At 34.7% G+C, this 25,446-nt stretch carries 23 protein-coding genes; 14 read left to right on the top strand and 9 right to left on the bottom strand.

Annotation, left to right across the window (positions count from 1 at the left end; all coding sequences use genetic code 11):
- Positions 1-36 precede the first annotated feature (36 nt).
- From OLM53_RS10260 to OLM53_RS10250, 3 genes are all read left to right on the top strand, one after another.
- Positions 37-540: a nuclear transport factor 2 family protein gene (locus OLM53_RS10260; protein WP_264520143.1), complete on the top strand. Its 504-nt coding sequence runs from the start codon at positions 37-39 to the stop codon at positions 538-540.
- A 405-nt stretch (positions 541-945) separates the two neighbouring features.
- Positions 946-1,374 (top strand): hypothetical protein, encoded by a 429-nt coding sequence (locus OLM53_RS10255; RefSeq protein WP_264520142.1) that lies wholly within the window; start codon positions 946-948, stop codon positions 1,372-1,374.
- Positions 1,375-1,396: 22 nt separating this feature from the next.
- Positions 1,397-1,987, top strand: coding sequence for a hypothetical protein (locus OLM53_RS10250; protein WP_264520141.1), 591 nt, complete (start codon positions 1,397-1,399; stop codon positions 1,985-1,987).
- 52 nt (positions 1,988-2,039) lie between these two features.
- Here OLM53_RS10250 and OLM53_RS10245 read toward each other — a convergent pair whose 3' ends face one another.
- On the bottom strand, positions 2,040-2,978 hold the full coding sequence (locus OLM53_RS10245; RefSeq protein ID WP_264520140.1) for an L-threonine 3-dehydrogenase: 939 nt from the start codon (positions 2,976-2,978) through the stop codon (positions 2,040-2,042).
- Positions 2,979-3,133: 155 nt separating this feature from the next.
- Between OLM53_RS10245 and OLM53_RS10240 the strand changes: the two genes are divergently transcribed.
- Both OLM53_RS10240 and mfd read left to right on the top strand, forming a co-directional pair.
- Positions 3,134-3,727, top strand: coding sequence for a hypothetical protein (locus OLM53_RS10240; RefSeq protein ID WP_264520139.1), 594 nt, complete (start codon positions 3,134-3,136; stop codon positions 3,725-3,727).
- 3 nt (positions 3,728-3,730) lie between these two features.
- Positions 3,731-7,093, top strand: coding sequence for a transcription-repair coupling factor (gene mfd, locus OLM53_RS10235; RefSeq protein WP_264520138.1), 3,363 nt, complete (start codon positions 3,731-3,733; stop codon positions 7,091-7,093).
- Positions 7,094-7,484: 391 nt separating this feature from the next.
- Here mfd and OLM53_RS10230 read toward each other — a convergent pair whose 3' ends face one another.
- The 3 genes from OLM53_RS10230 to OLM53_RS10220 form a co-directional block, all read right to left on the bottom strand.
- A complete protein-coding gene (locus OLM53_RS10230; protein ID WP_264520137.1) occupies positions 7,485-9,659 on the bottom strand; it encodes a M12 family metallo-peptidase in 2,175 nt (724 codons plus the stop codon).
- A gap of 80 nt (positions 9,660-9,739) precedes the next feature.
- Positions 9,740-10,099: a YraN family protein gene (locus OLM53_RS10225; RefSeq protein ID WP_264520136.1), complete on the bottom strand. Its 360-nt coding sequence runs from the start codon at positions 10,097-10,099 to the stop codon at positions 9,740-9,742.
- On the bottom strand, positions 10,099-11,055 hold the full coding sequence (locus OLM53_RS10220) for a S66 peptidase family protein (RefSeq protein WP_264520135.1): 957 nt from the start codon (positions 11,053-11,055) through the stop codon (positions 10,099-10,101). The genes OLM53_RS10225 and OLM53_RS10220 overlap by 1 nt, the downstream gene beginning before the upstream one ends.
- A gap of 135 nt (positions 11,056-11,190) precedes the next feature.
- On the opposite strand from OLM53_RS10220, the gene metG reads away from it, so the two are divergent.
- On the top strand, positions 11,191-13,248 hold the full coding sequence (gene metG / locus OLM53_RS10215; RefSeq protein WP_264520134.1) for a methionine--tRNA ligase: 2,058 nt from the start codon (positions 11,191-11,193) through the stop codon (positions 13,246-13,248).
- A 12-nt stretch (positions 13,249-13,260) separates the two neighbouring features.
- Positions 13,261-13,947 carry an HAD family hydrolase gene (locus tag OLM53_RS10210; RefSeq protein WP_264520133.1) on the top strand — a complete coding sequence of 229 codons (687 nt, stop codon included), beginning with the start codon at positions 13,261-13,263 and terminating at the stop codon, positions 13,945-13,947.
- Position 13,948: 1 nt separating this feature from the next.
- On the opposite strand, the gene OLM53_RS10205 is transcribed toward OLM53_RS10210, so the two are convergent.
- The 3 genes from OLM53_RS10205 to OLM53_RS10195 form a co-directional block, all read right to left on the bottom strand.
- Positions 13,949-14,383 carry a hypothetical protein gene (locus OLM53_RS10205; RefSeq protein WP_264520132.1) on the bottom strand — a complete coding sequence of 145 codons (435 nt, stop codon included), beginning with the start codon at positions 14,381-14,383 and terminating at the stop codon, positions 13,949-13,951.
- 190 nt (positions 14,384-14,573) lie between these two features.
- Positions 14,574-15,014, bottom strand: a complete 441-nt coding sequence (locus tag OLM53_RS10200) for an HRDC domain-containing protein (RefSeq protein ID WP_264520131.1) — start codon at positions 15,012-15,014, stop codon at positions 14,574-14,576.
- Positions 15,015-15,030: 16 nt separating this feature from the next.
- The gene (locus OLM53_RS10195; protein WP_264520130.1) at positions 15,031-15,363 is read right to left on the bottom strand and encodes a single-stranded DNA-binding protein; all 333 of its coding nucleotides are present in this window, start codon (positions 15,361-15,363) and stop codon (positions 15,031-15,033) included.
- 196 nt (positions 15,364-15,559) lie between these two features.
- Here OLM53_RS10195 and OLM53_RS10190 point away from each other — a divergent pair, with 196 nt between their 5' ends.
- From OLM53_RS10190 to OLM53_RS10175, 4 genes are read left to right on the top strand one after another with little or no spacing between them, the layout of a single operon-like run.
- Complete coding sequence (locus OLM53_RS10190; RefSeq protein ID WP_264520129.1) at positions 15,560-15,910, top strand: hypothetical protein; 351 nt, start codon at positions 15,560-15,562, stop codon at positions 15,908-15,910.
- An 11-nt stretch (positions 15,911-15,921) separates the two neighbouring features.
- On the top strand, positions 15,922-18,309 hold the full coding sequence (locus OLM53_RS10185) for a M28 family peptidase (RefSeq protein ID WP_264520128.1): 2,388 nt from the start codon (positions 15,922-15,924) through the stop codon (positions 18,307-18,309).
- Positions 18,306-19,109 carry an SDR family NAD(P)-dependent oxidoreductase gene (locus tag OLM53_RS10180; RefSeq protein ID WP_264520127.1) on the top strand — a complete coding sequence of 268 codons (804 nt, stop codon included), beginning with the start codon at positions 18,306-18,308 and terminating at the stop codon, positions 19,107-19,109. Before OLM53_RS10185 ends, OLM53_RS10180 begins: the two co-directional genes overlap by 4 nt.
- Positions 19,106-19,351 carry a CBU_0592 family membrane protein gene (locus OLM53_RS10175; protein ID WP_264520126.1) on the top strand — a complete coding sequence of 82 codons (246 nt, stop codon included), beginning with the start codon at positions 19,106-19,108 and terminating at the stop codon, positions 19,349-19,351. Before OLM53_RS10180 ends, OLM53_RS10175 begins: the two co-directional genes overlap by 4 nt.
- A gap of 31 nt (positions 19,352-19,382) precedes the next feature.
- Here OLM53_RS10175 and OLM53_RS10170 read toward each other — a convergent pair whose 3' ends face one another.
- Positions 19,383-21,437, bottom strand: a complete 2,055-nt coding sequence (locus OLM53_RS10170) for a M13 family metallopeptidase (RefSeq protein ID WP_264520125.1) — start codon at positions 21,435-21,437, stop codon at positions 19,383-19,385.
- A gap of 139 nt (positions 21,438-21,576) precedes the next feature.
- Between OLM53_RS10170 and OLM53_RS10165 the strand changes: the two genes are divergently transcribed.
- From OLM53_RS10165 to feoB, 3 genes are all read left to right on the top strand, one after another.
- A complete protein-coding gene (locus OLM53_RS10165; RefSeq protein WP_264520124.1) occupies positions 21,577-22,251 on the top strand; it encodes an SCO family protein in 675 nt (224 codons plus the stop codon).
- Positions 22,252-22,325: 74 nt separating this feature from the next.
- On the top strand, positions 22,326-22,565 hold the full coding sequence (locus tag OLM53_RS10160) for a FeoA family protein (protein WP_264520123.1): 240 nt from the start codon (positions 22,326-22,328) through the stop codon (positions 22,563-22,565).
- 2 nt (positions 22,566-22,567) lie between these two features.
- Entirely contained in the window at positions 22,568-24,670 is a 2,103-nt protein-coding gene (feoB, locus tag OLM53_RS10155; protein WP_264520122.1) for a ferrous iron transport protein B, read from the top strand.
- 121 nt (positions 24,671-24,791) lie between these two features.
- Here feoB and OLM53_RS10145 read toward each other — a convergent pair whose 3' ends face one another.
- Positions 24,792-25,445 (bottom strand): metal-dependent transcriptional regulator, encoded by a 654-nt coding sequence (locus tag OLM53_RS10145; protein WP_264520120.1) that lies wholly within the window; start codon positions 25,443-25,445, stop codon positions 24,792-24,794.
- Position 25,446 lies beyond the last annotated feature (1 nt).

The raw sequence follows: 25,446 nt of genomic DNA, 5'->3' as shown, positions 1-25,446 counted from the left end.
ATTACAATGATACATTAAATCAGCACTAAAATCCTTATGAAAAAAACACTATTTCTTATACTATTCCCATTTTTCATCAATTCTATTTCTGCGCAAAATGACTTCAAAGATCAAGTCAACAAAACATTAGATACTTGGCACAAAGCTGCCGCTAATGCTGACTACAACAATTACTTTGATGCACTATCCGACGATGCTATTTTTATTGGAACCGATGCTACTGAAAATTGGAATAAAGTTGCTTTTGAAACTTTTGCTAAACCCTATTTTGACAAAGGAAAAGCATGGAGTTTTACTCCAATAGAAAGACATATTTACTTTAATGAAGACAAAACAATAGCCTGGTTTGATGAATTACTCGATACTCGAATGAAAATCTGTCGCGGTTCAGGTGTACTTGTTTTAATTAATCATAATTGGAAAATAAAACACTATGTGCTTTCCATGACCATTCCCAATGACTCAACTGATGAAGTCGTGAAAATCAAATCTCCCATCGAAGAAAAACTAATCACTACCCTAAAGAATAAAAAAGAGTAAAACTTTTTTTCTCTTCAAAAAACCATAATCTTTCTTATCTCGTAATTGAGAATAAGAACCCCAAATTCTATGATTATGGACATTAACAAAAAAATTAATAAATTATTCGGAACCACTGCTTTCATTGCTATGATAGCTTTGTTATTCCTTGTATTTTATTTGGCCCTGTTTGCTCCCGTGTAAAACAAAATAGGCTAGTGGGAACTTCAAAAGACAAGTAATTGCACCCAAAAGACTACTTGATGTTTGGTTAGTTTTGTTTAGAAAGAAAAGCGCTGCTTCGTGTCAAAAGCAGCGCTTTTTGATTTAAATAAACGCTTCTTAAAAATTATTCTCCTCTTTTTTCAATTAAAAAGAAACCAAGAATCTTCTTTTCCCGTAAATCCATTCACAAACAAAAACACTATGAAAAGCAACAAAAAAATAAAAACAGTTCTTCTAAGCATTCTTGGGATTTCCCTTTTGCTATTTGTGATATTAGTATATCACATTGCTACAGCAAAACCAGTAGAGAATGCCACCATTCAAGTAAGCCGAATCGATTTTGACAAACCTTTTGACTCACTAAGTGCTTTTGACATCAAACAAAAACTACATACCATAGCTGGTGTAAAAAGTGAAATTATCGTAAAAAGAAATGTCGTAGTCTATTTTCACGATAACAAAATTGCCGACTCAAAAAAAGTATACGATGAGTTAATGACAAAAGGCAACTATGACGCAAAACGTTTCGAGATTCCAGCCAATTTAGCGAATGTACAAGTTTGTCCCGTAATGAGGAGAGATGGCATCAGCTATAAGTTTACCAAGTTTATCCAGAGAATTTTCAATTAAGTAATCTATAAAAATTAAAACTATGACTAAGTATTCAAAAATTGCACTATGTGCATTAGTAATCGGAGCCTTTACGCTCACCTCTTGCAGTAAGAGTGACTCCACCCCTGCCCCAACAGCCTCAATCTACAGTAGATTAGGAGGAACAACTTTGGTTGATGATCCGGATAATTCCGATCCTGCAGTAAAAATTGAAGCCGGAAGATTGGCTTACAGAAAAGTAGTAAATACTACTATTGGTTTAATCGTTGCCGATGTACAATCTAATGCATCAGGAAATTTAGGCGCTCATTTTGCCCCATTGTTAGGGGAAGTTGGCGCAGGGAACACCACTAATTTAGCAGAACTAGTGGACAATTTAACCGACTTTTTCTCTTTCAATACTGGTGGTACCAATGCCGTAAATGTTTATAGTGGTTTAGACATGGCTACAGCTCACAATCCTGCACTAAATACTAGAATGGGAGTTAAAGCTACTACGGCTAATTATACTAAATTCGAAGGGTATGTTGGTGCTGCGGCTGTTCAAAATGGCGTTGCGGCTAACACCCAACTTTACACTGACATAGTAGCGGTATTAGAATCGTTAAGACCTACTATAGTGCAACAATAAAGTTTTGTTTTGTTTGATGAAGATGCTACTTTGTTTTTCAGGGTAGCATTTTCTATTTCAAATGGTCAAGCATTTCAACGGTCATTGAAGCTAAATCAAATTTATGCTCCCAATTCCAATCTTGTCTTGCGCAGTCATCCTCTATAGAAGCTGGCCAACTGTCAGCAATCTTTTGACGAAAATCGGGTTTATAAGAAATTGTAAAATTAGGAATGTGTTTTTTGATTTCAGATGCTATTTCTTTTGGCGTAAAGCTAACTCCCGATAAATTATACGAAGAACGAATTTTAATATCCTCACTAGGAGCCTGCATAATCTCAATTGTGGCACGAATCGCATCATCCATATACATCATCGGTAAGGCGGTATCTTCGGAAAGGAAACATTCATACTTTCCTTCTTTTAAAGCTTTGTGATAAATATCAACTGCATAATCGGTAGTCCCTCCACCAGGTTCTGTTGACCAACTTATTAACCCTGGGTACCTGATACTTCTCACGTCAACCCCATAAATATGATGGTAATACTCACACCATCTCTCTCCCGTTTGTTTACTAATTCCATAAACGGTGGTTGGTTCCATTATAGTGTATTGTGGTGTATTATTTCTTGGTGTAGTTGGTCCAAAAACGGCTATACTGGAGGGCCAAAATATCTTTTTTATTTTTTTTGCTTTCGCCAAATTCAATACGTGAAACAAAGAATTCATATTTAAATCCCAAGCAAAGGCTGGATTCTTTTCTGCTGTAGCGGATAGTAAAGCCGCCATTAAATAAACATCTGTGATTTGATATTGCTCAATTAAATGCTCAATCTGATTGTAATCTAGTGCATTGATGACTTCAAAAATACCGTTGTTCACAATGTCATTATTCAGTTTTCTGATGTCTGAAGCGATGACATTATCATTCCCATAAATACTTCTTAGCTTTTGCGTGAGCTCGGTTCCGATTTGCCCGCAAGCCCCAATGATTAAAATTTTTGTGCTCATTATAGTAAGTCTGTTTGATAAACAAAGATACTGTTTTCAGAAATGGGACTACTGTTAAGAATAGGCTTCTTTTTTAACAAAATTATAATTTGTTTATGTTCCTCATTCTGAAGTTTACTTTTACCTTTGTACCTTTACGACTTAAATTTATTTTGATGAAAAAATCTTTTTCAACTCTGTTTTTAATGCTATTGTTTTTGGTTTCTTGTCAAGAAGATCCAAAAATCCGCCTCTTAGAACAAGAAAAAGAAGCTCAAAAAAAAGAGGTTTTATTCAAAGCCATTTCTAAAGATTGGAATTTCAACACGCAACCCATTAATGAAACTTCACGTTCCTTAACTAACTATTGGGCAGAATGGCGCGTATTCCTTACCGAACTTGGTCAAAAACCAAAAAGTAGTTTAGGAGCCTTTCAACAAAAAGCCAAAACGCTCTCTAAAAGAGCTATCGAATTAAATAACAACATCCCATTCAAATACGATTTACCAGAAATAAAAAGTAGAATTGCAGTTATCACTACTAAAATGAATTCGTTAAACTTATTCATGCATCTGGATCAAATTCCACAAAAAAAGATTCAGCAACTCATTCAAGAAATCAATACCGAAGTTACGGCTATCCAAAATCAATTTGACGAAATCAAAATCAAAAGCGAAATCAAAATTGAAGATGGTGAAGATGATATGCTTCGAATGATAGATACCACCAGAGCTATTCCAACCAATCCGAATTCCAAAATCATCCAATAAGCTTTGAGTCAAAACTCTTTATACAACAGTTATCTGCATTCGGCGAAAGTCAAACAAATAGCAGAGGCTCTTGAAAATCCTTTGAGCAAAACACAAGTAAAAGGGCTTTCGGGTTCTGCTTTGTCGTTTGTCTTTCAAGCGGTTTTTAAAAAAAGCGAGAAACCTTTCCTTTTAATCCTTAACGAGAAAGAAGAAGCTGCTTATATTCTGAATGATTTAGAGCAAATGATTGGTGCCAATGATGTGCTGTTTTATCCAAGCTCTTATCGCCGTCCGTATCAAATTGAAGAAACCGATAACGCCAATGTATTGTTGCGTTCCGAAGTTTTAAATCGAATTAATTCTAGAAAGAAACCCGCCGTAATCGTTACTTATCCTGAAGCCCTTTTTGAAAAAGTGGTCACCCGAAAAGAACTCGATAAAAACACCTTGAAGGTTTCCGTTGGCGATAATGTTTCTATTGATTTTATAAATGAAGTCTTATTCGAATACGAATTCAAACGTGTGGACTTTATCACAGAACCTGGAGAGTTTTCGGTTCGTGGTGGTATCTTAGATGTGTTCTCGTTTTCCAATGACAATCCGTATCGTATTGAGTTTTATGGCAATGAAGTCGATAGTATCCGAACCTTTGATGTAGAAACACAATTATCCGTAGAAAAGCAAACCAAGATTACCATTATTCCGAATCTGGAAAACAAATTCATTAAAGAAAACCGTGAAAGTTTCCTCGATTATATCAGTGATAAAACGATTTTATGTATTGAGAATACGGAGTTTCTAACTTCTCAATTAGACAAACTTTTTGCGAAAGCTATCGAAACTTTTGATAAACTTTCCAAAGACGTCAAACATGCTGCTCCTGAACATTTGTTTCTGAATCAAGAGGGGTTTTTGCGCAAAGCTTTAGACTTTTCTATCATCGAATTATCGAATAAACCGCTGTTTAAAACAACGAAAACTTTCGAATACCACATACAACCTCAACCTTCGTTTAACAAACAATTTGATTTGTTATTGAACAATTTGAGCGATAATCATTTTAACGGGTATACCAATTATTTGTTCTGTTCCAATGAAGGGCAGGCGAATCGTTTTCATGATATTTTTGAATCTATTGATGAAGAAAATCACGAGAACGTTCGGAAACAATACCACACTATTGTAGCTTCGTTATACCAAGGTTTCATAGATGAAGAAAACCAAATAGTTTGTTATACCGACCATCAGATTTTTGAGCGTTACCATAAGTTCAGCATCAAAAACGGCTACTCTAAAAAGCAAACCCTAACGCTAAAAGAACTAAATTCATTGTCCGTTGGCGATTATGTTACGCATATTGATCACGGTATCGGTAAGTTTGGTGGATTACAGAAAATACAAGTAGAAGGCAAAACACAAGAAGCGATAAAACTCGTGTATGCGGATAACGATATTGTGTATGTGAGCATTCATTCCTTACATAAAATCTCCAAATACAACGGGAAAGACGGTACGCCTCCTAAGATTTATAAACTCGGCTCCAACGCTTGGAAGGTTTTAAAACAAAAGACTAAAGCGCGAGTAAAGCATATTGCCTTTAACTTAATTCAATTGTATGCCAAACGAAGATTGGAAAAAGGATTCCAATTTGCGCCCGATAGTTATTTGCAAAAAGAATTAGAAAGTTCCTTTATTTACGAAGATACTCCAGATCAAATCACAGCGACCCAAGACGTCAAAGCCGATATGGAGAAAGATCGTCCGATGGACCGCTTGGTTTGTGGAGACGTAGGTTTCGGGAAAACGGAAGTTGCTATTCGTGCGGCTTTTAAAGCAGTTGATAATAGTAAGCAAGTCGCTATTTTGGTGCCCACCACTATTTTGGCTTACCAACATTACAGAACTTTTACAGAACGTTTAAAGGAAATGCCAGTGAAAGTAGGTTACCTCAACCGTTTCCGTACGGCTAAACAAAAAGCACAAACCTTAGAAGAATTAGCTTCTGGTAAATTAGATATTATCATTGGTACACACCAACTAGTCAACAAAAATGTAGTCTTCAAAGACTTAGGGTTATTGATTGTGGATGAAGAACAAAAGTTTGGCGTTAATGTAAAAGACAAGCTGAAAACGATTGCCGCTAATGTTGACACACTAACATTAACCGCCACCCCTATTCCGAGAACGTTGCAGTTTTCGTTAATGGCTGCTCGCGATTTGTCTGTTATTACTACACCTCCGCCCAATCGTTATCCTATCGAGTCGCAAGTGGTGGGCTTTAATGAAGAACTGATTCGCGATGCGATTTCGTATGAAATTCAAAGAAACGGTCAAGTATTCTTTATCAATAATCGAATTGAGAACATCAAAGAGATTGCGGGTATGATACAACGACTCGTTCCCGATGCTCGTGTGGGTATTGGTCATGGCCAAATGGAAGGTACTAAACTAGAAGAGTTGATGCTAGGTTTTATGAACGGTGATTTTGATGTGTTAGTAGCCACCACCATTATTGAAAGTGGTTTAGATGTACCGAATGCCAATACGATTTTCATCAATAACGCTAATAATTTTGGGTTGTCCGATTTGCACCAAATGCGAGGTCGTGTAGGTCGTAGTAATAAGAAAGCGTTCTGTTATTTTATCTGTCCGCCCTATTCTGCTATGACAGATGATGCTCGAAAAAGAATTCAAGCTTTAGAACAATTCAGTGAATTAGGTAGTGGTTTTAACATTGCCATGAAAGATTTGGAAATTCGTGGTGCGGGAGATTTATTAGGCGGTGAGCAAAGTGGTTTCATTAATGAAATTGGTTTTGAAACCTATCAAAAAATCATGAATGAAGCCATAGAAGAATTGAAAGAAAACGAATTCAAAGACCTGTATGATGAGGGTGATGAAGACGAAAACAAAGAATACGTCAAAGAGTTACAAATTGACACCGACTTTGAATTGCTCTTCCCAGATGAATACATCAACAACATTTCGGAACGTTTGAATTTGTATAATGAATTGGGTACTATCAAAGATGAAGCGGGTTTAATTGCTTATGAAAATAAATTGATTGACCGTTTTGGTGCGCTACCTAAAGAAGCAAAAGCCTTATTGAACAGCATCCGCATCAAATGGATTGCGACCCAAATGGGAATTGAACGCATCGTAATGAAGCAAGGTAAATTGATTGGGTATTTTGTTTCCGATCAACAATCGGCCTACTATAACTCGAAGCAATTTAGACACATGGTACAGTTTGTGCAGCAGCATGGTAACATTTGTAAAATGAAAGAGAAAGTAACCAAAAACGGTTTGCGTTTGTTACTCACTTTTGACAATGTGAAGTCAATTTCCAAAGCTTTGGAATATATGACCTTAATGAAATCCTGAAAAACCTTTAGGAAATACTCTTTCACCTTATGGAAATGGCGCAAAACCTTTAGGAAATTCGAAAAAACCATTAAGAAATTGGGTAAAACAGTAGTGCAAAAGCAAAAAACATTGATGTAAAACTCAAAAACATTGGTGCATGAGCTAAAAACATTAACAGAAAACGGAAAAATAGTAGTGCAAAAGCAAAAAACATTGATGTAAAACTCAAAAACAGTAGTGCAGAAGCCAAAAACAGTAATGCAAAACTGAAAAACATTGGTACATGAGCCAAAAACAATAGTGCATTAGCAAACAAAAACTAGGGTAATTCCGTTCCCCTATCATTTCTTTTAGTTAAATAAAAAGCCACTCTACTCGAGTGGCTTTTTTATAGAACATTCATTTAAAATTACATTTTCAAGATTTTGAAATTGGCTTCTTTATCGTTGATTTTTAATTTGAAGAAATACGTTCCTGAGGCAAACTGTGAGATATCCACATTAGTGCTTAGCTCATTCATTTTTTGGTTAAACAATAATTGCCCTTGTACATTATAAACCATAACCTCATTTATCGCATCTTTAGAACTGATGCTTACTTTTCCGGTTGTTGGATTTGGATAATAACTAAAATCTAGGAAGTCATTACTTTCTACTCCTAAGGTGCCGGTACACGTTAATGTTGCATTCCATCCTGATGCTACGACCCCTTGATCCGAATAAAACTTGAAGGTTAGCGAACCATCAAAAGCAGTTGAATTAAATACTCCAGGGCTACTAGTGCCAGTTAAACCCCCAGAAGTTAACTCGGGACTAAATTCATTAGGACCGTTGTAAATATATAAGTAGTCATAATTATTTTCAAGATTAAAACTAGTGAACGTAACTCTTAACTTTAATCCAGAATTATAAGGTGTCATGGTTCTTACCCATGATTCCATATTGGTGTAATTGGATGATGTTCCACCAGTATCCGTAAAAGGAACTCCAGAACAAACGTTAGTGACTGTAGTAGCAAATATTCTATCTCTTGCTGCTGGTTCTAACCCGCTACAAAAGGGTCTAACGCTTACCACATAATAAGTATTAGAATTCAATCCAGTTGCCGTGTAGGAGTTTGTACTAACTGTATTCCAAACTGGTGTTGATGATGAAAATGGGGTAACCGCTACTTGCCATGAAGTTGCTGAACCTATCTCATTCCATGTTACGCTAACAGAAGTTGGAGTAACATTGGTTATCGTTAATTCTGTTATAGTGTTTGGACAGCTATTGGTACAATCAGAACTTAGACATGTTCCTCCATTGACTGCATTTAAAATAGCTTGAGTTGGTTGTGGACCAAAGCCATTGGCTAAATTAATCCCTACACCACTTACTAAATGACAATAACTCATAATTGTTCCTCCGGTACCAGTAGGTATTGGCCCTTGAGCACAACTTCCTTCACTATACCCAGCTTGTTGACCACAACCATCAATAGCAGTGTTATTGCCATTCCAATAACATCCATGGGTGTGAGGTGATCCTAAGAGATGTCCAAATTCATGAGTAATTACTTGTACTGTCCAAGAGTAAGTAGGAACGATTGCATAATTAATAGAGTTTAAATCGGAATAACTATAATTTAGTTGCGTACATAAACCATTAATATCCACAGCAACTCCGCCAAGACCTCCAGGATCAATGCCTAGCAATTGTCCAAGATCTCCATCAAAAACGGGTGTGTTGGTAGCAAAGGCATTCAAATAATCACTTGAGCTTGTACCGATTCCTTCATAAGGATCTGCATCTGTCCAAATAAATATTGATTTAAGACCCACCGTAATACCATCATTGTTATACAGGGTTTGAACCTCATTAAAAACAGAGGTCATCCAGTTGGTAGTAGTGGTGGTATCACTTCCGTTTTGTACGAATAAATTATTGTCGATCTCAAAATACAAGCTAACACATCTAGTACTGTTTATATTTCTATTAGTACTCCCTGCTGAATTAGTAGTAGGTTCTTTGTCTTTAGCGTGACATTCAAATTCATTTAGCACTTTCAATTTAGCATCAGAATAAACGATATAATCCGATTGATTATTAAGTTTATTTTGCTTTCCAACAACAATATTCCCAACTTCAGAACTAGAAATGATTCCATTAAATTCCCCATTAAAAAAATTGAATGCTGAAACTGATTTGGTTTCTCCTTTTATGCATCCGCGGTAGTAAACTCCTTTTTCGTAAGCTACATTTTTGCCTTTATTGGTATCTAGATGAAACCCTTCAACAAATGGATTTACTTTGTACAAAAGCACTGGAATCATTTGATTTTGATATGGAATTTCCAATTCGATATAATCGTATTTATTGGAAACTATTTCATTGATTTTGTCCAATCTGATGTTAGCTACTGTTGCGCCTTCCACCACTTTGTTGATTTCTTTATCAATTCCATTTTGATTTACAGCCAATACCGAGATGGGTTTGAAGTTCGCATTTAAATTTTGCAACTCCACCACTTTTTGGGCTACCTTATTCTGAGCAACCAAATGGGTTAAGCAAAGTAGCGCTGTAAATAGTAAGTATTTTTTCATAGCATATTTATTTTTTTCGTAAAGTTATTGAAATTCAGCTTACAACTAAATGTTCTATTAGATTTTAAGACTTGTTCTATTTAAAAATGGTAAAAAGCTTCCTCTATATGTTCAATAGTATACTCCTTTTCTTTCCTGTGTATAGCAATAATATCAAACCGAACTTCGGTATCTAAATCATTAGCCAATATATATTCGTTTATAGCCTTAACTAGTAATTGGATTTTCTTTGGTTTTACAAAATCTTGGGGCAAACCAAAGGCAATAGAGGAACGAGTCTTTACTTCAATCACGGCAAGAATGTTTTCTTTTTGAGCGATGATATCGATTTCTGCTTTTTGGAAAGTCCAGTTCGTTTCCAGAATGTCATAGCCGTTTTTCTGCAGATAGTCTACAGCCAATTCTTCTCCTATTTTACCAAGTTCGTTGTGTTCTGCCATTATTCAAAAACTACTTTGCTTTGTTCTGCATTGACTTCCATAGAAACTTGTCTGCCAAAAATCAAAGCGCGATTGTCTCTAATATGTCCAGCAGGGAAATTGTAAATAATAGGAATGTTTAATCCTTTAACGTTGTCTTCAATAATTTCTAAAGCGTTTCTTCCCCAGGGAATTTCGTTGTCTTTCATTTCGGTAATGGCACCAACAATGATTCCTTTTAGGTTTTGTAAACAGCCGTTGCGTTTTAAGTTGACCATCATTCGGTCAACGTGGTATAAGTATTCGTCTAAGTCTTCGATAAAAAGAATTTTATTAGTACAATCAACCGCTGATTCAGATCCTAATAAGCTGTATAAAATAGACAAATTCCCTCCAACCAATTCTCCTTTAGCTTTGCCTAAATGATTCAAGGCATCACAATCTAAAGTATATTGCAAAGTGTCGCCAAACAAAGCTGCACACAAGGAATTCTTAGCTTCATCGGTAGCTCTAGGAATGGCTACTGGCATGGTGGCGTGTATGGATTCTATTCCCATTCGGTTCAATTGACTATGCAATACTGTTACATCACTAAAACCAATTATCCATTTGGGACTTTGTTTGAATTTAGTAAAATCCAATTTATCGATGATTTTCACCGTACCATAACCGCCACGAACACACCAAATCGCTTTGATGTTAGGATTGTCCATTTGCTCCTGAAAGTCGGCTGCACGTTGGTCATCAGTTCCTGCCAATTGGTAATAATCTAAGCCTATTGTTTTTCCTAACTTTACATTTAAACCCCAACCTTCTAGTAAATCAAGAGTAGGTTTTAAATTGTCTTCAATGTTTTTTCTTGCAGTAGAAACGATGGCAATGGTATCGCCTTTTTGTAAATAAGGAGGTCTAATCATCTTTTGTTGAGAATAAGAGGAAATTGAAAGTAGAAAAAATAGAATGTAAATTTTTCGCATTTATCCGTTTGTAAATAACTAAAAAAGCATCTTTCAAAAGTAAACAAATCAACAATAAATTCGTAAAATAGCGGGTAAAAAAGTTATTTTTGCAACTTACTTTGGGCTAGTCTCAGGATAATTAAAAAAATTACAATGTCAGAAAATCCAAAAAGATATACTATCACCGCCGCATTGCCTTACACTAATGGCCCTATACATATTGGTCATTTGGCTGGTGTTTATGTGCCCTCCGATATTTATGCTCGTTATTTACGATTGCAAGGAAAAGATGTGGCCTTCATTTGCGGAAGCGATGAACACGGAGTTGCTATTTCGATGAAAGCTAAAAAAGAAGGTATCACTCCACAACAAGTGATTGACAAATACGACGGAATTATTCGCCAGTCGTTTTTAGATTTTGGAATTTCATTTGATAATTATTCTAGGACTTCTTCTAAAGTTCATCATGATACCGCTCAAGAATTTTTTAGAAAACTATATGACAAAGGTGATTTTATTGAAGAAGTGACTGAGCAATTGTATGATGCTAAAGCCGATCAGTTTTTGGCTGACCGTTTTGTTACTGGAACTTGTCCAAAATGTGACAATCCAGAAGCTTATGGTGATCAATGTGAACGTTGTGGTTCTACATTAAATGCAACTGATTTAATTAATCCAAAATCTACTATAACGGGAGAAACTCCGATTTTGAAATCAACTAAACATTGGTTTTTACCTTTGGATAGATATCAGGATTTTTTAACGCAATGGATTTTAGTTGACCATGCTAAAGATTGGAAAGTAAATGTTTTGGGTCAGGTAAAATCATGGTTAGATGACGGATTAAAACCTCGTGCAGTGACGCGTGATTTAGATTGGGGAATTGATGTTCCCGTTGACGGTGCTGAAGGGAAGAAACTATATGTGTGGTTTGATGCCCCAATTGGCTATATTTCGGCTACCAAAGAATGGGCTGCTCGAGAAGGAAAAAACTGGGAAGAGTATTGGAAAAAAGACGATACCAAACTCGTACACTTTATCGGGAAAGATAACATTGTGTTTCATTGCATTATTTTTCCAGCCATGTTGAAAGCCGAAGGAAGTTTTATTTTACCTGACAATGTCCCTGCTAATGAGTTCTTGAATTTAGAAGGGAACAAACTTTCGACATCTAAAAACTGGGCCGTTTGGTTGCACGAATATTTACAAGATTTCCCAGATAAGCAAGATGTCTTACGTTATGCTTTGACAGCTAATGCTCCTGAAACGAAAGACAACGACTTTACTTGGAAAGATTTTCAGGCGAGAAACAATAACGAACTAGCGGCTGTTTTTGGGAATTTCATTAACAGAGTAGTTGTTTTGACTAACAAATATTATAACGGAATTGTTCCATCACCTAATACCTTTTCAGAAGTTGATGAACAAACCTTAGCCGAGTTGAAAGCTTATCCAGCGGTTATTTCTTCTTCTATTGAAAGATACAGATTTAGAGAAGCCCAAGGCGAATTAATGAATGTGGCTCGATTAGGAAATAAATATCTTGCCGATGAAGAGCCATGGAAAATGGTAAAAACTGACCCAGCTCGAGTACAAACACAAATGTATATTGCATTGCAAATTGCTGCAGCATTACGAGTTTTAGCAGAACCATTTTTACCGTTTACCGCTAACAAACTGGCAACTATTTTAAATAGTGATACATTATCATGGCATTCCGTTTCAGATTCATCAGATTTATTGCCTGCTGGACATCAGATTGGAGAAGCACAGATTTTATTTGCTCAAATAGAAGATGCCGAAATCCAAAAACAAATAGATAAATTGGAAGCCACTAAAAATGCTAACGCGATGGAGAATAAAGTAACTGAGCCTCAAAAAGCAACTGCTACATTTGAAGATTTTGCTAAATTAGATTTGAGAGTAGGAACAATTGTAGCAGCTGAAAAAATGCCCAAAGCGAACAAACTTTTAGTATTGAAAGTAGATACTGGTTTAGATATAAGAACTATTGTTTCTGGTATTGCAGAACATTTTTCACCAGAAGAAGTTATTGGAAAACGCGTTACTGTTTTAATCAATTTAGCTCCAAGAGCCTTGCGCGGTGTAGAAAGTGAAGGAATGATTTTGATGACTAACAATGCAGAAGGAAAATTAGTTTTTGTAAATCCAGATGGAGATGGAGTAGATAATGGCGCTTTGATTAGTTAAGTGATGTAAATTATGAACCTAAAAGTAATTGCTTTTGACGCTGATGACACCTTGTTTGTCAACGAACCCTATTTTCAAGAAACGGAAGAAAAATTCTGTGAGCTGATGTCGGCGTATTTATCTCATCATTCGCTTTCTCAGGAATTGTTTAAAACTGAAATTGACAACTTAGACTTGTATGGTTATGGTATTAAGGGTTATACACTTTCTATGATTGAAGCCGCAATGAGAATTTCTAACAATACATTATCTGTTGAAGCTATTGAAAAAATTATTGGATTCGGAAAAGAATTGCTTCAAAAACCTATTGAATTATTGGATGGTGTTGAAGAAACATTAAAAGCACTTCAAGGAAAATACAAATTGATTGTAGCGACCAAAGGAGATTTGAAAGATCAACAAAGCAAACTTCACCGTTCTGGTTTGGGCCCTTATTTTCACCATATTGAAGTAATGGCGGACAAACAAGAAGTCAATTACGAAAAGCTTTTAAAACGTTTAGAAATTGAACCGAAAGAATTTTTCATGATTGGTAATTCGCTTAAATCAGATGTTTTACCGGTTTTAGGAATTGGTGGTTATGCCGTACACATTCCCTATCACACCACTTGGGAGCATGAAAAAATAAGTCACAAAGTAGAGCATCCTAATTTTAGAACACTAGAAAAAATATCGGATGTGTTAGAGATTTTACTATAGACTAATATTCAAAAACGGTCCAGTTAGAACCATCACTTACAATGAGTAGCGTTCTGTAATGGTTGTCATACATGTAAATTGAGTTAACTCCTCCGGAAGTCAATCCTTTAAAAAAGAAATTAGCAGCAGCCGTTGTTAGTTTAGCCGTAATCGTATTATTGATATTTCTTATCATATACACTCTTCCTGGATAGGTAATTGGGCTTGGCAATTGAAACTCCTGATCCGTTGCCTGTGGATTTACAGAAATATAAACCCCATCATTAATTAGAGTCGCAGAACTACTTCCAGTTAATGTTATGGTTTTCACGGATAAATTCCCATTAATATCAAGAGTACTTAAAGGTGTTGTGGTATTTATTCCCACTTGGGCAAAACCAAAATTGGCAGTACAGAAGACTACTATTAAAATCAATATTAATTTTAATTTGTTCATGGTTTTGTTTTGTTTGACATTTTAAATGTAATCAAATAGTTGTACAAATGTTAAGGCTAGATTTTCAAACAAGAACCGAAAACGTTTTCGTGTTGACAACTTACCTTGTTTTACGTTAATTTATTACAACATTGACAAATAAAAAGCGGCAAAATTTTCACTTTGCCGCTTTTAATCCTAGAGGTTATTTTTAAAGAACGTTCAATACTGCTAAAATATCATCTCCATATTTTTCGGTTCTTGTTTTGCCAAAACCCGGAACCTTTTCTAAATCATCTAACGTTTGAGGATTAACTTTAGCAATGGCAATTAAATGCGAATTATGACAAATTCTGAAGGAAGACCAATTTAGTTTTTCGGCAAAATCATTTCTCCAATGCCGCAATGCATTAAACAATTTACGCTCATTTGGTAACAAATCTTCTTCCGAAAACTTAGTTTCCGCCTTTTCATTTTTGGATACTTTAGGCACATAAAAAATGGCAGCAGACCAAAAATCATTGGTTCCAGTAGTAACAAAATTAGTGGAGCTTAGTTTTACTTCTACCGAATCTAGGAATTCATTCATTCGGTCTTCATCTTTTTGACAAAATTCTTTGGAAAGCCGAATAGTAAAAACTTTGATATTCATGATTTCAATTCAATAATTATTTCCCTAACAATAAAATATCATTTACAATTACTTCGGTAACATAGCGTTTGTTTCCGTCTTTGTCATCATAACTTCTATGAGTTAGTTTTCCTTCTATAGCAACTTCTTTTCCTTTCTCAACAAATTTTTCAATGATGTCAGCTACTTTACCCCAAGCGGTTACTCGATGCCATTCGGTTTGTTCTACTTTTTCTCCTTTGTCGTTGATGTAATAATCATTAGTAGCGATAGTAATATTAGCTACTTTTTTCCCTCCATCAAACGTTTTGATTTCTGGTTCTTGTCCTACGTGACCGATTAATTGTACTTTGTTTTTCATTGCATTCATGGCGTTTAAAATTTAAATGTTATTGTTAAAATTATTTTTGTTGTTTGAGTTTGTTGTTTCAAATCAACGAGGCAAAGTTGGAGTGACTACCAAAAATTATTCGGTAGTTATACGTTTACTTTCGGTTGTAATTGCTTGTAAACGTTTGTAAACGGAAAATTTTATCTATATTTGATTGATTTTAAAAGAATTACTCATGAGTAAAACCTGTTTAGAATGTGGTGAAATAATTGTGGGTCGCGAAGACAAAAAATTCTGTAGTGATGGTTGCCGCAATGCCTATAACAACAAAATCAACAAGGACAGCACCAATTATATGCGAAACATCAACAACAAGTTGCGCAAAAATTACCGAGTTTTGTCTGAACTTAATGTTGATGGAAAATCAAAAACAACTAAAACCAAACTACTCAGTAAGGGATTTGATTTTGATTTTATGACTAATGTTTTACATACCAAATCTGGAAATACGTATTATTTTGTTTATGACCAAGGCTATATGCTTTTGGATAACGATTTTTATATGTTAGTTAAAAAAGACATTTAAGCCCAACTCAAATGAGAAAAAACTACACTCCCATTTATTCCCTACTAGTGCTCGTAACGATATTATTTGGTATTTTCTTCTTCATGATGCCGCAAAGTTATGACGAAACCGAAGCACCTCTTTCTGAATTTTCTACCAAACGAGCTTTAGAAACAGTAAAAGAAATTTCAAAAAAGCCTCATTTTGTAGGTTCTAAAAATCATGAAATTGTTGCTGATTATCTACAAAAGGAATTGCAAAACTTAGGTTTAGAAACTTCAATACAAGAAGGCTTCTCTATGACAGAAAAAGGCACTTTGGTCAAATCGAAAAATATTATAGCTACAATAAAAGGGGCTAAAAACTCCAAAGCTTTGTTGCTGCTTTCTCATTATGATTCGGCACCCCATTCTTTCTCAAAAGGCGCCAGCGATGATGCTTCGGGAGTAGCTACAATTCTAGAAAGTGTTCGTGCTTTTTTGCATAATAAAACACCTCACAAAAATGATATCATCATTCTTTTTACCGATGCAGAAGAACTGGGTTTAAATGGCGCAGCATTTTTTGTGACTGAACATCAATTGGCAAAACAAGTTGGTTTGGTCTTGAATTTTGAAGCAAGAGGAAGTTCTGGTCCAAGTTATATGTTGATGGAAACTAATGATGGTAATGCCAAAATGGTAGATGCTTTCAAAGCAGGAAATGTAACTTATCCTGTTTCTAATTCATTAATGTATAGCATTTATAAAATGTTGCCTAACGACACTGATTTGACCGTTTTTAGAGAACAAGGGAAAATTCAAGGGTTTAATTTTGCATTTATAGATAGTCATTATAATTATCATACTGCTCAAGATAGTTATGGGAATCTAGACCCAAAAACAGTAGCACATCAAGGTTGTTATTTGTTTCCATTACTGAATTATTTTGCTAATGCTGATTTGAGCAATTTGAATTCGAACAAAGATGAAGTTTATTTTAATGTTCCTTTTGGTTTTGTGAGTTATCCCTTTTCATGGATTTTTCCAATGTTAATTATTGCTTTTGGATTGTTTCTCTTATTTGTTTTTGTTGGTTTGGGCAAACGTGCCTTACGTTTGGATGAAATTATCAAAGGTTTTATTCCGTTTTTTGGTTCACTAGTAACGGCTGTTTTGGTGGCTTATATAGGTTGGAAATTGTTGCTCAACTTTTACCCTCAATACAATGACATTCTTCACGGTTTTACTTATAATGGTCACGATTATATTTATGCTTTTGTGAGTTTAGCGCTGGCTATTTGCTTCTTGTTTTACCAAAATAATGGAAAACGAAATCCAGAGATGAGTCAAATGATAGCTCCTTTATTTATTTGGTTGCTAATAAATCTAGGAATTGCTCTTAAATTACAGGGTGCTGGATTTTTGATAATTCCCGTAATAACCAGTTCCCTAATGCTAGGTTTTTATGTGCTTACTCAAAAATCGAGTTGGATTTTGAATTGTTTATTAGCCATTCCAGCTTTGATAATTTTGGTGCCATTCATAGTAATGTTCCCTATTGGATTAGGATTGAAAATTCTTTTTGTAAGTTGTCTCTTGGTTGTTTTAGGTTTTACATTACTCTTACCTGTTTTTGGTTCGTTTGCCAAAAAAGGAATATGGGCTATCTTTTTTGTTTTAGTTTCAATTGGTTTCTTTGTCAAAGCCCATCAAAATTCTAGTTATTCTAATGAAAAAGCAAAACCGAACAGTTTAGTTTATATCCTAAATGCCGATTCCAATAAGGCCTTTTGGACAACCTATGACAACAATCTTGACGAATGGACTAAAGCCTATTTAAGCGAAAAACCAATAAATGGCTCCCCATTAAACACCACTAAAATATATAGCAAATACGGTTCAGAATTCACCTTTATGACTGATGCTCCAGTAAAAAACATAGCCAAGCCAACTATCGAATTTCTTCGAGATACTATCCAAGGAAATCAGCATTTGTATAAAATAAAAATTACGCCAAACCGAGTTGTTAATCGCTATGATATATTTGTAAACAACGCTGTTCAAATTAATAATCTCAAAGCCAATGGGGTTAAATCAATAGATTTTAAAAGCACTATAGCTTCAACTACTTATGGAAAATTATTAACATATTATGTTGTTGAAAATATTCCTTTAGAACTAGAGTTTTCAATTTCATCATCCAAAAAACTCGATTTGGAATTGATGGAGAGTTCATTTGATTTATTAAATAATCCACTATTTACGGTTGCCAAAAGAAAATCTTGGATGATTCCAACACCTTTTGTTTTGAATGATGCCGTAGTAATAAAAGAAAAAATAAAACCTTCCCCAAAAGTAGTTGAAGAAAAACCAACTTTCAGAAGGAGTTCATTAAATAGAGATACTATGAATGTTACTATTGACAGCCTAAAACGATGAAACAAATCTCTATTTTAGGTTGCGGTTGGTTGGGTTTGCCTTTAGCAAAATCATTATTAGAAAAAGGATTTTCAGTTAAAGGTTCAACAACATCTGTCGGGAAGCTTTCGGTTTTAAATGACCTTGGAATTGAGGCTTTTCAGATAGAACTTTTAGAACAGGAAATCAAAGGAGAAATTATATCTTTTTTCAACGAATCTGAAATCCTGATTATTGATATTCCTCCAAAGTTACGAAGCAATTCAAATGAGAATTTTGTCAAAAAAATAGAAACCCTGATTCCGTTTATAGAAAAATCAGAAATACAAAAAGTGCTTTTTATAAGTTCTACTTCGGTTTATTCCGATGACAATGCTATTATCACAGAAAACACAAAACCTCATCCAGATAGTGAAAGTGGAAAGCAATTGCTATCAGTTGAAGTTCTTTTGCAGAACAATCCTAATTTCAAAACAACTGTACTTCGGTTTGGCGGATTGATTGGAGAAAATCGTCATCCAATTCACTTCTTAGCAGGAAGACAACATCTTGAAAATCCTGAGGCACCCATTAATTTAATTCATCAAACGGATTGTATTGGTGTTATTCAGAAAATCATTGAACACGATTGTTTTGAAGAAACCTTTAACGCTGTAGCTCCTTTTCATCCGACACGGAAGGAATATTATACACAAAAAGCCATTACATTGCATTTGCCATTACCTCAATTTGAAGAAAACAAATCCTCTATTGGAAAAACTATTTTGAGTACAAAAACCGAAACCGTTTTACAGTATACATTTCAAAACACGACCTTATGAATACCAATGATATAATAGGAACCATAGGCGTGAGCTTAATATTAATTGCCTATTTTCTGAATATTTTTTCACTGATAAAAAAAGAAGGAATACTGTTCTATATTTTGAATATTTTAGGTGGCGCCATTGCTTGTTTTTCTTCCTATTTAATTAGGTTTTGGCCCTTTGTAATTCTTGAAGGAACATGGTCAATCATCAGCATCATTGCTTTACTAAAAAGCATAAAAAAACCTCAAGAATAACTTGAGGTTTTATAGTTATGAATTAATCTGATTACCAAATTTTAACTCGTTTACTTGGCTCTACATACATTCCGTCTCCTTGTTTGATATCGAAGGCTGCATGGAAGGTATCTAAGTTTAATAAAGGAACATAAGCTCTGAACATTCCTGGTGAATGTGGATCTGTTTTCACTTGATTCTTTATAGCTTCGTCACGCATTTTGCTTCTCCAGATAGTAGCCCAAGAAATGAATAATCGTTGTTCTGGTGTGTATCCATCAATTAATCCTGGATTACCATTTTCTTTTAAATACAATTGTAACCCATCGTAAGCTGCATTGATTCCGCCCAAATCTCCAATATTTTCTCCCAAAGTAAATTTACCATCTACATGAATTCCAGGTAATGGTTCTAAAGCAGAATATTGATCAGCTAAAGCTGTTCCTAATGCTGTGAATTTTGTCAAATCATCTGCGGTCCACCAATCTACTAGATTACCTTCTGCATTATATCTTGATCCTTCATCATCAAAACCATGTGAAATTTCGTGACCGATAACGGCTCCAATTCCGCCATAATTAACAGCTTCATCTGCTTTATAATTATAAAAAGGTGGTTGCAAAATAGCTGCTGGGAAAACAATTTCATTATAAGATGGATTGTAATAAGCATTAACCGTTTGAGGAGACATTCCCCATTCTGTTTTGTCAACTGGTTTTCCTAGTTTATCTAAATCTTTTTTCCAATTCCATTCAGCAACATTTTTAAGGTCTTCAAAATAACTTCCTCCTTCTTTTGGACTTTTAACTGTTAAAGCGGAGTAGTCTTTCCATTTGTCTGGGTAACCAATTTTAATGGTAATAGTATTCAATTTTTGAATTGCTTTTTTCTTGGTTTCAGCAGACATCCATGTTAAGTTGTTGATTCGACCTTCAAAAGCACGAATTACATTTTTAATCATTTTCTCTGCTTTAGCTTTAGCTTCAGCTGGGAACATTTTTTCTACATATAATTTTCCTAATGCTTCTCCAACAGTTCCATTAACTACCTGAAGTGCTTTTTCGTGACGTGGTCTTTGTTTCAAAGCACCTGTTAAAGTCTTTCCGTAAAATTCCCAGTTAGCGGTTTCAATATTTGTTGACAATTGACTTGCTGAACCTCTTAGCAACATCCAACGCATGTAGGCTTTCCAATCTTCTACTTTATTTTCAGTAAAAATGGTTTGCAAAGCAGCCATATATCTTGGTTGAGAAACAATAACAGTGTCAATTTTTGTAATTCCAATACCCTTTAGATAAGAGTTCCAATCAATAACGGGTGTCATTTTTTGTAAATCTCCGATAGCTGTTGGATTGTATTGTTTTCTAGCATCTCTTCTCTCAACTCTGTCTAATCTTGGTTTTGACATCGCTATTTCTAAAGCTAGTATTTTTTCAGCATCTGTCTTTGCTTGCGCTGGACTTGTTCCTAAAAATGATAACATTCTTGCAACATGCGCTTGATATTTTTCTCTCTTTTCTTTAGAATCTTTGTCATCGGAAACATAATAGTCTCTGTCAGGCAATCCTAATCCTCCAACACCAAGATTTACTACGTTTCTGTTACTGTTTTTATCATCAGCTCCAATTCCAAATCCAAAGAACCCAACACCGCCACCTTTAGATTCAGCATAAATCATCAACTTTTCTAAATCTTTGATGTTCTTAACGGCATCAATTTTTGCCAAATACGGTTTTATTGGATTAATCCCTTGTTTGTTTCTTGCTACGGTATCCATAGCGGCTTTGTAAATATTAATCGCTTTCCCTTGGTCAGTCTTCGAATTGTATTTTGAGTTTTTTGCTGCTGTTTTCAAGATAGCTAATGCATCTTTATCTGTGTTTTGACGTAATTCATCAAAACTTCCCCAACGGGTTTTATCTGCAGGAATTTCGGTATTCTTTAACCAAGTTCCGTTCACAAATTGAAAGAAATTGTCTTTTGGGCTTACTGATTTGTCCATTAAAGACACATCAATTCCTGGGGCTTTTTGCTGAGCATTGCTTTGAAAAACTGTTGTAAATACAACTGCTGTTAACAATGTTTTTGAGAAAGTACTAAACTTCATAAATAGTTGGTTTTTTATTAGTTGATGCAAATTTATCGATTCTACTGTAAGAAATCTTTTTTTAACAAAAATATAAGTCTTTATTGCTTTTAAAAAGTTACAAACAAACAGTTGCTTTTGTACTTTTGCAAAAAAAATAATGCTTGCATTTATAAAAAAATATAGAATCTTCTTTGGAACATTTCTCATTTTTTCCATAATAACCATCTCGTTATTTTATAATGTTCTAAAGCCCCAAAAAACATTACCTATATACAATCCGGCTGATGTTAATCCGGAATTAGTAGATTCTACCGTACAGTATATTGCTAAAGCACATAGAATTGCCGACTTTTCATTTACTAATCAAAACGGGAAAACAATTACTCAAAAAGACTACGAGGGTAAAATTTATGTAGCCGATTTTTTCTTTACTACGTGTCAATCGATTTGCCCTATTATGACTACTAATATGGTAGATGTTCAAAAAGCCATTCTAAATAATCCAAAAGTAATGTTGCTTTCTCACACAGTGACTCCCGATATTGATAGTGTCCCTGTTTTGAAAAAATATGCTATTGAAAAAGGAGTTGTAGATGCCAAATGGAACTTAGTAACTGGTGATAAAAAGGACATTTATAGCATGGCCAGAAAATCTTATTTGGCTGTAAAGTTGGGCAAGCCTGAAGAACTTTACGATATGGTTCATACTGAAAATTTTGTTTTAGTGGATGCTCAAAGAAGAGTTCGTGGATTTTACGACGGGACCAAGAAAGAAGAAATCAAACGCTTGATTAAAGATATCAATTGGTTGCGTGAAAATGACAAAAATTAGTTAAACTGATATTTATCATCTTCTTTTCTCATTTTATCCTTACTTTTGTAATCTTAATTCAATCTAAATAAGCATTGAAAACTACTGTTGATTTACTAAAAATAGGAGACAAAGCAATCATCACCTACGTTAACATGGACAAAATTCCGCTAAAGCTTTTAGAAATGGGATGTTTGCCAGATAACGATTTGGAAATTATTCAAATTGCGCCTCTTGGAGATCCTATGTATTTGAATGTAAACAATGGTTCACATTTGGCCATCCGAAAAGAAACCGCTCGTGAGATTGAAGTTGAACTCCACGAGAAAAAATAACAATGAGCAATCAAAACATTACTGTAGCGCTGATTGGAAATCCAAATACCGGGAAGACCTCGGTGTTCAATCAATTGACAGGATTAAACCAACAAGTAGGGAATTATCCTGGAATTACAGTAGAAAAAAAATTAGGATTTTGTAAACTTCCTAATAACATCAAAGCTAACATTCTCGATTTACCCGGAACTTACAGCTTAAACGCGAGTTCTATTGATGAAAATGTGGTTATTGAATTGATGCTCAATAAAAACGACAAACTCTATCCTGATGTTGCGGTTGTAATCTCTGATGTTGAAAATCTGAAACGAAATTTGTTGCTTTTTACTCAAATCAAAGATTTAGAAATCCCAACTATTTTGGTCATCAATATGACGGACCGAATGAAACCCAAAGGGATTTCGCTTGATATTCCTTATCTTGAAAAACAACTAAAAACCAAGATAGTTTTAGTCAGTACTCGAAAAGGAATTGGGATTGAAGCATTAAAAAACCAAATTGTCGATTACAAATCATTATCTACTGAGCCCTGTTTAAATGCTTCAAGTATCGATTTTGATTATTTTGATAAACTTAGAAAAGCGTTTCCTAATCAACTGCTTTACAAACTTTGGTTAGTCATCACACAAGACGTAAATTTTTTGAATTTGGAGCGTGATGAAGTTGATAGTCCTTTCACAAAAACACATTCCGAATTAAAACGTTTACAGCAAAAAGAAACCATCAAGCGTTACCAATTTATTAATGATACACTGAAAATTGGGCAAACTATTGACACGAAAAACGCGACTGATTTACGTTCCAAATTAGACAAAGTTCTGACGCATAAAATCTTTGGCTATGCCATTTTCTTTGGGATTTTACTCTTGATTTTTCAATCCATTTTTGATTGGTCAAGCGTTCCTATGGATTTTATTGATACTACTTTTGCCAATTTGGCGAATTATGCTAAAACGCATCTTCCTTCTGGAGAATTTACGAATTTAATCAGCGAGGGAATCATTCCAGGAATTGGAGGTATTGTCATTTTTATTCCACAAATTGCTTTTCTTTTTCTGTTTATTTCGGTTCTCGAAGAAAGCGGTTACATGAGTCGAGTGGTTTTTTTAATGGATAAAATCATGCGCCGTTATGGCCTTTCGGGAAAAAGTGTAGTGCCTTTAATTTCAGGTACAGCTTGTGCTATTCCTGCCATCATGAGTGCCCGAAATATAGAAAATTGGAAAGAACGATTGATTACCATTTTGGTTACTCCTTTTATAACTTGTTCCGCGCGATTACCCGTTTATGCCATCTTAATTTCTTTAATCATTCCAGAAAAAAGAGTTTTAGGAATATTCAGTTTACAAGGTGCCACTTTGATGATTTTGTATCTATTAGGATTTGGTATGGCTATTTTTTCAGCTTTCATTTTAAATAAGATTCTTAAGTTGAAATCGAAATCGTATTTCGTCGTGGAAATGCCCAATTACAAACTTCCTCTTTTTAAAAATGTTGCCATTAATGTCATTGAAAAAACAAAATCCTTCGTTTTTGGTGCTGGAAAAATCATTTTGGCCATCTCTATAATTCTTTGGTTTTTAGGTTCACATGGTCCTGGAAAAGACTTTGATAATGCTCGTGAAATTGTTACTGAAAAAATTCACAGCGAAACAAAAGAAATCAATTCTACTATTGTTGACAATCAAATTAGTGAATACAAATTAGAGCATTCGTATATCGGAACTATCGGAAAATCTATTGAACCTGTGATAAAACCGTTAGGTTATGATTGGAAAATTGGGATTGCTGTAGTGTCATCCTTTGCAGCTCGTGAAGTTTTTGTGGGAACCTTGGCAACTATTTATAGCGTCGGAAACAGCAACGATGATAGTACTATAAAAAATAAAATGAAAGCCGATGTTCATCCTGATGGTAGTAAAGTATTTAGTTTTGCAACTGGCATTTCTTTGTTGCTGTTTTATGCTTTTGCTATGCAATGTGCGAGTACGCTTGCCATAACTAAAAAAGAAACCAATTCCTGGAAATGGCCAATGATACAATTGCTTTTAATGAGCGGATTTGCATATCTAACAGCGCTAATTGCGTATCAATTCTTGAAATAATGGAAGTGCAACAACTCTTGGTTTACTTGGCATTTGCAGCTGCTTTGATTTTTTTAATCCGAAAGTTTTTTGGAAAAAAGAAAGCAAAGAAGGACTGTGGCAATGATGATTGTGGATGTAACTAAGCTACTTTCACAAAAATATTTCCGGCAATTTTATGGGTTATCAACAAATCACTTTCGTTTACTTTTACGTTAAGCGATAAATCAAATTCCTCTATCGAATTAACCTTGATACTAACTCCCAAAGCGATTTTGTTCTTGTCTAAATATTTTAAAAATTCTGCTGAAGAATCTTTGACACCTACACAAATTCCGATTTGATTTTCTTTAAGTTCTGAAAGTAATAACTTCTCTATTTTAATAATCTTCCCATTCACATCAGGTATTGGGTCTCCATGAGGGTCTTCGGTTGGATTGCCTAGAAAATCGTCTAGTTTATTAATCAGTTTCTCTGATTTAATGTGTTCTAATTGTTCGGCAATATCATGAACCTCATCCCATGAAAATTGTAATTTATCTACTAAAAAAACTTCCCATAGTCGATGTTTTCTAACGATCATTTTAGCGGATAATTTCCCTTTCTCTGTTAATAAAACGCCTTGGTATTTTTTGTAAACAATCAATTCTTTATCAGCTAGTTTTTTCAACATATCGGTAACTGATGAAGCTTTGGTTTCCATTTTCTCAGCAATGGCATTGGTACTTACCTCAACTCCCGATAAAGCAGTAATGTGATATATTGTTTTTAAGTAATTTTCTTCTGAAAAAGTCATT

This window comes from Flavobacterium sp. N1994 (genome assembly GCF_025947145.1).
Lineage (GTDB): Bacteria > Bacteroidota > Bacteroidia > Flavobacteriales > Flavobacteriaceae > Flavobacterium.
This window is presented reverse-complemented; position numbering and strand designations above follow the sequence as displayed.